Annotated in this window: 1 tRNA gene and 1 rRNA gene (1 of these 2 only partly in view); both read right to left on the minus strand. The window is 50.1% G+C overall.

What is annotated here, in order from left to right:
• Positions 1-228: 228 nt before the first annotated feature.
• Positions 229-305 (minus strand) — tRNA-Ile (locus EMM73_RS19530).
• 257 nt (positions 306-562) lie between these two features.
• Positions 563-1,679, minus strand: a 16S ribosomal RNA gene (locus tag EMM73_RS19535) (it continues 411 nt past the right edge of the window).

Here is a 1,679-nt window from a genome sequence, read left to right on the forward strand (position 1 = left end):
TTTTCTTGCTTCTTCTTTTTACTTAATGCCGCGTTCTGCTTCCTCACTCATTCAGTCATGTACATAAGTACATTCCTTCACTCGTTCATCGCACGCCTTGCCTAAAGTAAAAATAATCGCAATAAATCTTTGCTGACGTCAGGGTAATTTCGTTTTAGGCGAGGCACGATGAACCGAAGCATACTAAAAGTATGTGAGGTTTGTCGTAACGAAGCATAAAGCGAAATTTGGTTGGTCTGAGTAGACTCGAACTACCGACCTCACCCTTATCAGGGGTGCGCTCTAACCACCTGAGCTACAGACCAGCCGTAACCGCAATGGTTCTTACTGTTTGCTCTACGTATCAATCAATCATCNTCTAACTTGTCTGTTTGTCTTACCGCTTCGTTGCATCCATCGCTCATTCAGTCATGTACTTCTCGTACACTCCTTCATTCACTCAGGCTGCGCCTTGCGCTAAACCAAACATCCGGCGTTATCCTCGCGGATAGCGCTTTTACTGTTTGCTCTACGTATCAATCAATCATCTGTGTGGACACTACACGAACTAGTCTGCTTTAGGTAAGGAGGTGATCCAACCCCAGGTTCCCCTAGGGTTACCTTGTTACGACTTCACCCCAGTCATGAATCACAAAGTGGTAAGCGCCCTCCCGAAGGTTAAGCTACCTACTTCTTTTGCAACCCACTCCCATGGTGTGACGGGCGGTGTGTACAAGGCCCGGGAACGTATTCACCGCAACATTCTGATTTGCGATTACTAGCGATTCCGACTTCACGCAGTCGAGTTGCAGACTGCGATCCGGACTACGATACGCTTTAAGAGATCCGCTCACTGTCGCCAGCTTGCCTCCCTCTGTACGTACCATTGTAGCACGTGTGTAGCCCTACTCGTAAGGGCCATGATGACTTGACGTCGTCCCCACCTTCCTCCGGTTTATCACCGGCAGTCTCCCTAGAGTTCCCGACCGAATCGCTGGCAACTAAGGATAGGGGTTGCGCTCGTTGCGGGACTTAACCCAACATTTCACAACACGAGCTGACGACAGCCATGCAGCACCTGTCTTACGGTTCCCGAAGGCACATCAGCATCTCTGCCAACTTCCGTAGATGTCAAGAGTAGGTAAGGTTCTTCGCGTTGCGTCGAATTAAACCACATGCTCCACCGCTTGTGCGGGCCCCCGTCAATTCATTTGAGTTTTAATCTTGCGACCGTACTCCCCAGGCGGTCTACTTAGTGCGTTAGCTGCGCTACTCACAGTACAAGACCACGAACAGCTAGTAGACATCGTTTACGGCGTGGACTACCAGGGTATCTAATCCTGTTTGCTCCCCACGCTTTCGCACCTGAGCGTCAGTGTTGTGCCAGGGGGCCGCCTTCGCCACTGGTATTCCTCCAAATCTCTACGCATTTCACCGCTACACTTGGAATTCTACCCCCCTCTCACACACTCTAGTTTTCCAGTTTCAAATGCAATTCCCAGGTTGAGCCCGGGGCTTTCACATCTGACTTAAAAAACCGCCTACGTGCGCTTTACGCCCAGTAATTCCGATTAACGCTTGCACCCTCTGTATTACCGCGGCTGCTGGCACAGAGTTAGCCGGTGCTTCTTCTGCGAGTAACGTCAAAGGTGTGTACTATTAACACACACCCCTTCCTCCTCGCTGAAAGTGCTTTACAA

The organism is Rheinheimera sediminis, from assembly GCF_004005375.1.
Taxonomy (GTDB): Bacteria; Pseudomonadota; Gammaproteobacteria; order Enterobacterales; family Alteromonadaceae; genus Pararheinheimera.